Origin of the sequence: Belliella kenyensis (assembly GCF_022549675.1) — a bacterium.
Lineage (GTDB): Bacteria > Bacteroidota > Bacteroidia > Cytophagales > Cyclobacteriaceae > Belliella > Belliella kenyensis.
Genome location: NZ_JAKZGR010000035.1, coordinates 1 through 8085 on the forward strand (window position 1 = coordinate 1; position 8085 = coordinate 8085).

The following is an 8085-nucleotide window of genomic DNA, read 5'->3' on the forward strand; positions in this document are numbered from 1 at the left end:
ATCTAGGATACGAAAGTTTAAATACTGGAGAAGCTATTCTTAACCTTAATTTGGCATTGGAGATCATAGCCAATGACGATGATTTTGGTGTTCATCCAGTTGATTTCGGTGGAGAGTTGGGAAATATATTGTCCAATGATTTACTTAATAGGGTGTCAGTTGATCCTTCATTAGTAGATTTTGAGATTTTTGATCTTGGTGGAATCCAAGGTTTGCTCATTAGAGCAGATGGAGTTCTATCCTTAGTGCCTGGTGTCAATCAAGTAGGTAGGTACACAATGGAATATAGACTTTGTGAAATCTTAAATCCTGGTAATTGTGATACTGCATTTATAACACTCGTTCTGGAAGATTCAGACGTCGATTTGACAGCAAGTAAAACATCTGGTGGAGTTGAGATATGGGAAGGAGATGTGTTTAATTATGAAATCAGGGTGAGCAACATTGGTGGCACAGATGCATCAGAAGTTAGAATAGAAGATGTCCTTCCAAATGGTTTAACATTCCAAAGCCAAACAGTGAGTAGTTCTGTCCAGGGACTTGAAGTCAATTTCCGTTTAGAAAGTGGAAGATTGATATGGGATGTTCCATATTTGCCAGTTGATGCAGTGTTGGAAATTACAGTGACGGTTATGGCAAATGCTTTGATTGGTACAACCTCTCAGACTATCACCAATGTGGTAACGGTGGCAAGCGCAGAGCGTGATAGTAATCCAAATGACAATACCGGCACGGATGTAAATGTTATCAAACCTTTTATGATACCAAATGTAATAACACCAAACGGTGATAGACGAAACGATACTTTCGAAATCAAAGGGGTCAATAAATTTGTAAGTAACGAAATTGTAATTTTCAATAGATATGGAGATCATATCTATGAGGCTAGCAATTATCAAAATAATTGGGATGCCGATGGACTACCAGCTGGTACTTACTACTATGTTTTCAAGGCGGTGGATAGAGCAGGAAGAGAACATGTCTTCAAAGGATGGATCCAAGTGATCAAGGATTAATGGTGCTAGGATATTGAAATAGTACCTAAGTAAATAATTAATAAACCTAGCTTGCTGATGCTTTTTAACGCATTAATAAGCTAGGTTTTTTTGTGGGAGAATTTTTAGGTGAAAATATGTGTATGAAATTGGTGATAAGAAGTTTCTCATTGATAAACCTATTGGGATTGCTGATTCAGGTAGCCCTTTTGTCATCAACCAATATCAATGCACTCATCAGCGATGGCTATAAGTTTGTTCTGGGTTGTTATTCAAAAATGAAAGCACTGAGATAAAAAATAAAATTCAAAAACTGGAGATGACCGGTTTCACCCCAAAGGAAATAAGAAAGTGTGGATAGAATTATTGTTAGGTTTTAAAAAAATAGAGAGGAAGAAGCAAGACCATAATCGGGGAAAAAAACTTAAAAGTTTGAACCAAAGGTTTGAATTGGTAAAATTGATCAAAACAACAATTTATCTCAATTGTCATGGAAATTTAGCTTGAGTGTCCTTTCGCAAAGAGCAGTATACAGGATGGCTATACTTTGATGTGATTTTTAATTCTGAATAGGAATTTTTGTAACAGATTGACAGAAAGGTGATAAGGTTTTTTAAAGAATATTTAAAAATGAGTTAGGTGAGTAATAATGCGTATATAAAAAATCGTTCCTTCGGGATATTTAGATTAATATTGATTATTAATTAGTTTAAGGTTAAGGTTCAACAGTTCTAATAAAGAGCTCATTTTCAATAAATTTAATGGACACAGGTACCAAAGCTGTGAAAATAGATTTTATTTAATAATAAATTAAAAAATTGATTATGGAGAGAATATTACTAAGGCCTAAGATTTGACTTTTGTTTTCACAATCTCAAATGCTGATTTTTCTTCCATGCAAATTGATTAAAGCTCAAGAGCTTTTCAGGAACAATTTGTAGGAGAAATGCTACTCACACAGTATTGAATATTAATTTATTTTGTTCAATAGATGTGCATTTCTTGAACGAGATGAAGTTATAAATTTCTTCTTTCTAGGATATAAATAAGTTTTTAGTTGCATTTAATAATCTCCGCCATAATTCTAAGGTCATTTATTTGAAAATATAGATATATGTCATTCTAGTAAGCGTAAAAATTTTAATTATCTAAAATTATAATCTAATGAAAATGCACTTAGATTTAATTATGTTTTTAATGGTCACTCCATTTTTAGGAATTAGTGCTCAAGATAGAGTGGAAGGGGATAGTATTGGATCTAAGCAAATAATCTCAGAGGGAAAAACTCCTGCTCTTACTTTTACTCAGATGTTTTTTAATAAATATATGGGGCAATTGCATAAAGGTGATATATATTTTGTGGAGTCTAATGTGACTATTTCCTTCGGTGAAAAAATTTCAGAAAATACGGTATATAATGTGAGTGAAGATACCAGTTGGAAGATTCACTCCAATGATGAAATTGTTGAATCGGGATTTGGGGTTTCCATCAATGACAAGATTTTTGATCAACCTGGAGCATATACAGTGAAAGTATATACACCTCATAGGCATGTCCCTGGTGGGTGTAACCATGCTGATGAAGAGTATTTAATAAATGTTAAAGTTGACCCTATCAAATACGAGTGGATTTGGGATGAAAACGAGTGGTATGATTTTCTGTCTAGTAAGAAGCAATTCAATCAAGATACAATCAAGGTACCTGTAAATATTCACACTATTGAAGACAAAACTTTAGATGATAACCCCTTATTTCAATTAAGGGTTTCTGGTATTGATTGTGATTTTTCAGGTACTGGATTTCTAAATGGAAAATACTTAACCAGTAATCAAAATCCAAAATTTATAGATTTTAACGTCTCTGGAACTATTGGAGACGATGTGTATGTCCAGGTGGATTTAATCAATCCTAATGGTCAGACCGAAAGTTTCACCATACTCAAGCAAATTAAATAATTTACCATATTAAGCTTTAACGCATGCAAAAATTCTTTACATCATGTATTTTGAGTTATAGTCGGTATAGAACTTTTACGAAAATGTTTTTATCAATAAAAGCGGCATTTACCTTTTTTGTTTTGCTCTTGCCTTTTTCTCTTTTGGCACAGACGTCGGCTCCTTCAGTTTGTGGCTTTGATCCAGCTTTTGGCTGTTCCAATACCGATTTTAACAATTCTGGTATTCGATCTACAAATAATGCAGCTACTATTGAATACGACAACTTTGTCTCCGCATTTCATAATTCAGTGGTTAGGCAAGCTGACGGCTCGTTTCTGATATGGGGGGAAGGAGCCGCTGCCAATGGTACTGGACATTTGCTTACGCCAACTGTTATCAATGCTTCAAATTTCCCTGGACTTACCGGTACGCCACTTAAAGTAGGTATTGGAAGTTTTGGTGCTAGCTCTTCTTCTCAGTTCATTTTGCTTACAACTGCGGGTTTGTTTGCATGGGGGAATCAAGGCGCTGTAATAGCTTCAGATCTCACTACGTCAAATGCATTTCAAAAACTTACGATAGGCGGCAATTCGACAGGCTTACCATCTGGGATTAATCCTCAGGATGTCAAAATGATGTTTGTAACGACCAATAATATTGGATTAGTTACCTGTGATGGAAGGGCATTTATGCTTTCAAGATTTTCAGAAATGAGAGGGAATGGAGGATCGGGTTCAACAACAGTTTGGAGTCAAGTAACTACTAATCAGTCAGGTAATCCAACTCTATCAAATGTTGTAGCTTTAAGAGGTTCGGAAGAAGCTATGATGGCCTTAAGGTCAGATGGTACAGTTTGGACTTGGGGGAGAGAAACTTATTTGGGTAATAATACCTCCAAAACTTCTAGAACGCGAGCAACTCAAATGACACTTCCTTCAGGGGTTGTGCCTAAAATGATTGGTTCTAATACCGTTCGTAGAAACGGAAATGACTCAAATGGTAGAAATGGAACCTCTTATTTCTTGTTGGGGACTAATGGAAGAGTGTATTCCTTAGGAGAAAATGGTGAAAGACAATTGGGAGATCATTCGACTACTGACAGGAGATCTTGGGTGCAACCAAGATTAGGAAGCGCATCAGGACCTACTTTTGAAGATGTCAAATGGATCAGTCCCAATGAACATGATCGATTGTATGGGAACATGTCTATTTTATTGGGGACAGGTGAAATTTATACTTGGGGTAATGACAATGGTGGCATGTTGGGGAGAGAAACAGGTAACGGAGAAGATTTCTTCAATCCTGGTAAACCTGCTGGTTCACCTGTTGAGTCATATCTTACTTTAGAGTTGGGTGGCCACACGCTCATGGCAATCAACACCTGCGAAAAGAATTATGCCTATGTAGGTCATAGAATAAACGGTAGTATGGGTGATGGAAATTCTAATGAAGTTTACCATGGTAGTTTTACATACGAAACTGCAGAAGTACAGCTGTGTGGTGCTGAAATAGGAGTGACGATTGTATCTACGGACTTAGAAGGAACCACTTTTGCTGCTTCTGGAAATTATTGTGCTCAAGGTAGCGAAATACTTCTTTCAGGAACTCCACCGGGGGGCACTTATTCAGTTGCTTCAGGTCCTGGTCAGCTTTCGGGAGCATCAAACAATATATTAACTTTTACAGGATCTGGAACGGTAGTAGTAAATTATAATATTGCCCCGAATTCATGTGCAAGAGAGGTTGAGGTGACAAAAGCTTTTGTTGTCGAAAATTGTCAAATTGTTGCTGAGGATGATGAATATGAGCCGATTAGCAGTCCTGTTGGAGGGGTCGTAGGCAATATATTAGATAACGACAAATTAGGAGACGATCCTGCAACATTGTCAAATGTTACCATCTCTGTGATCACGGCTGCAACACCTATTGGGGGTGGGTCGGTACCAGTGTTGAATATCAATACTGGTCAGGTAACGATTCCTGCCAATACCCCTCCAGGAACTTATACGATAAGGTACCAAATTTGTGAAACAGCCATAACAAGCAATTGTGATCAGGCGGATATTACGATAACGGTTGAGACAACAGCAGACCCTTTTGATTGTGCTGATGAAGTAATGTACCAAACCGTTGGTAGTCCTTCGGCTTTATTTGCTGTAGATGTAAGAACAGGAAATAGAACGCAATTGTCTTCAGCAGCACAGCTAGGAAGTTCTACTTTGAATGCATTAGGTTATAACGTGGTGGATAACTATTTGTACGCTTATATAAGCGGAACAAATAGTATTAAGCGAATTTTCTCTAATGGTTCGTTTGCCAACATACCAATAGCAGGTCTTCCCGTTGCTGCATACAATGCAGGGGACGTTGGTCCAAATGGCATTATGTATTTGTATGTGAGTAATTCAACTACTATACAGCGGATTGATTTGAATACCATGACATTATTGACTCCAATAACTCTTTCTACTGGAGCCAATTTGCTGGATATTTCCATCAGCAATGATAATCAGTTCATCTATGGTATTTCTAACGGAAATGGTGCCTTAGTAACTTACCCTATTACAGGCGGAGCATTTACTACTAGAGCAATAGGCTTATCTGCTGGCTTACCTACATCGATTGGTATGGATGCCACCGGAGATTTGTTTGTGATTGGCGACAATACATCGACGGTGTTTGAACTTGCAGGACCATCACTGGCAAATAGTACACAACTTACGCAAATATCTCCAACCTTAAATACAGCGCTTTCCAATACAGATGGGGCTATTTGTAGAAATGCTTTTGCAACTACTTCTGAGCCGATAGGCTGTAATGATTATGAGTTTTTCATTTCGACTTCAGATGCTTTTTTGGTTGCAAATGATTGTAATGCCACCACAGATGGAAAATCTACTCTTAGAATCTTCAACACTTTAACCCAGACAGAAACCGTTTCAGGTCAGTTGATTCAAAATTTTGGGTTAAAGACACATATAAATAACCTAGGATTTAATGTGACAGATAATTATCTGTGGGCATACCGCGTAGGCACCAATCAGATGGTAAGAATCGGGTCTAACAATACCGTCGATTTCTTTGCTATCCCAGGCTTGTCTAATAATTGTATTTTCCCAAGTTCGGGAATTGATAATACAGTGTTTTTTGCTGGAGACATGGATAGTAATGGTATTATGTATCTTGCAAATGGAGTTCGTGGGACGGTTTTAGTTCGTGTGGATTTAAACCCTAATTCACCTACCTATCTTACAAGATTAAGTGACGTGCCATTGTCTATAAGCCCAGGCGCAGGAACACTGTCTTGGTTTGCAGATTTTGCTATTAGCCCAAATGATCAACAAATTTATTTTGTTTCATCGAGCAAGAATTTAATTAGAATAAATCCCACAAGTGGGGTAGTTACAAATGTTGGTCCTGTTTCTGGATTGGATAGCGAGTCTTTGGCTAATACAACTGGTTTTCAAATAGTCATGTTTTCGAGTGATGGGGATATGTATATGCATAATACAGGTTCTGGAAATTCTTACAGAATAGCAGAACCTCACTCTGGGGATCTGATTGCAGAGTCTGTTCCACTCACTAGTTATGTGGGTTCGGGTGGTGATGGCGCAAGTTGCCCAACGGCTACATTATTGCCTTGCGACCCTCCAAGTGCTGCCGTAACAGTAACTCAACCAACATGTATCCTAACAACTGGTACAATTGAGTTTACGGCTCAATCGGGATACGAATACAGTGTCAATGGTGGCTCTACGTACCAAGCGAGTCCTATCTTTGCAGGGCTAGCACCAGGTGAGTATAATCTAATTGTTAGAGAGATTTCAAATGTTGCTTGCTTTACCGAGGGAGATAACCCGATTGTTATTAACCCAATACCTGACAATCCTGAAACTCCGACAGTTGGTGTTGATTGTAGTTTAGGTTTCGGGAATGCGGTATTAACTGTAACAACACCACTAGGTACAAACTTTGAATACAGCTTAGATGGAGGAACTTATCAAGCTTCTGCAACATTTAGTGGCGTAGCCAATGGCTCTCACACCGTAAGAGCGCGTAACACTACTACGGGATGTGAGTCAACTGTTGCCAATGTCAATGTCAATTGTGATTGTGTAGACTTTCCAGGGGTCTCTTTGAGTTCAACAGCAGGAAGTACCTGTGTAACTGAGCCGATTACCGTTTCTGGGAACATTTTTGGGGGTAGTGCAACGGCTGTTTCACTCAGCCATAATGGGGCTGGAACTTTAAGTCCAATCAGTTCTGATGTTTCCCCTTTCTCGTTTACATATACGCCAGCTCCTGGTGATGCTGGTAATAACGTTTTAATTATTGTTGAAACGAATAATCCATTAGGTTCTCCATGCCAAGCGGCTGAGGCAGCATATGTATTAACAGTCAATGCACAACCAAGTGCTCCAACGGTAGCAAGTACGATACAACCAACATGTGAAGTTTCAACAGGAACAATAGTGTTCGAGACCCAGACAGGTGTAGAGTACAGCATTGACAATGGAGCGACCTATCAGGCGGGTGAAACATTTACAGGCCTAGCACCAGGTACCTATAGCTTAAGAGTAAGAAGCACGACAGACAATACCTGTTCCACGGCAGGATCCTCAACGGTAACGATTGAAGAAGTGCCAGATGCTCCATCTGTACCTGCGGTAGCAAGTACGATACAACCAACATGTGAAGTTTCAACAGGAACAATTGTGTTCGAGACCCAGACAGGTGTAGAGTACAGCATTGACAATGGAGCGACCTATCAGGCGGGTGAAACATTCACAGGCTTAGCTCCAGGTACTTATAGCTTAAGAGTAAGAAGTACGACAGACAATACCTGTTCCACGGCAGGATCCTCAACGGTAACGATTGAAGAAGTACCAGATGCTCCATCCGTACCGGTGGTAGCAAGTACGATACAACCAACATGTGAAGTTTCAACAGGAACAATAGTGTTCGAGACCCAGACAGGTGTAGAGTACAGCATTGACAATGGAGCGACCTATCAGGCGGGTGAAACATTCACAGGCTTAGCTCCAGGTACTTATAGCTTAAGAGTAAGAAGTACGACAGACAATACCTGTTCCACGGCAGGATCCTCAACGGTAACGATTGAAGAAGTACCAGATGCTCCATCCGTACCGGT

General features: G+C 38.9%; 3 protein-coding genes. All 3 read left to right on the forward strand.

All coding sequences use genetic code 11. The features are described 5' to 3' along the window. Window positions 1-1016 (forward strand): T9SS type B sorting domain-containing protein (locus MM214_RS18755; protein WP_241297713.1); only part of this gene is annotated, 1016 nt, incomplete at its 5' end. Window positions 1017-2159: 1143 nt separating this feature from the next. Then, on the forward strand, window positions 2160-2951 hold the full coding sequence (locus tag MM214_RS18760; protein WP_241297714.1) for a hypothetical protein: 792 nt from the start codon (window positions 2160-2162) through the stop codon (window positions 2949-2951). Window positions 2952-3034: 83 nt separating this feature from the next. After that, a partial coding sequence (locus MM214_RS18765; protein ID WP_241297715.1) for a DUF6923 family protein occupies window positions 3035-8085 on the forward strand: 5051 nt, incomplete at its 3' end.